At 60.2% G+C, this 480-nt stretch carries 1 pseudogene; it reads left to right on the forward strand.

Annotated elements, in window-relative coordinates:
- Positions 1–32: 32 nt before the first annotated feature.
- Positions 33–480, forward strand: a pseudogene (locus DEQ92_RS22285) (carbohydrate ABC transporter permease); the annotation flags it as partial.

A 480-nucleotide genomic window follows, 5' to 3' on the forward strand; every position in this document is an offset into this window, starting at 1 on the left:
TCCACGGCGGACTACTCCTGTCGATTTTCCTGATGGGACTGCCGCTGCTCTTGGCGCTCGTTATGAGCACGCAAAACACGACGGAGGTCTACCAGATCACTAATATCGGAGTGGGGAGCGAAGGGCTCTCGAACTACCAGACCGCGCTGAACCAGTACGGCTTCGGCGAGTATATGATCAACTCGGTCGTGATGTCGGTGATCATCGTCGTCGGCAAGGTGACGCTGTCGCTGTTCGCCGCGCTGGCGCTCGTCTACTACCGGTTCCCCTACGAGCGCGCGGTGTTTATGTTCATTCTGCTCACGCTCTTGCTGCCGGTCCCGGTCCGCATCGTGCCGCTTTTCGACCTGATGGCACGGCTGGGGTGGGGGAACACGCTGATGGCCATCACCGGCCCGTACATCGCGAGTGCGACGGCCGTCTTCCTGTTCAGACAGCACTTTATGTCGATTCCCGCCTCGCTGGTCGAGAACGCGCACA

The sequence above is a fragment of the Haloferax sp. Atlit-6N genome, assembly GCF_003383195.1.
Lineage (GTDB): Archaea > Halobacteriota > Halobacteria > Halobacteriales > Haloferacaceae > Haloferax > Haloferax gibbonsii.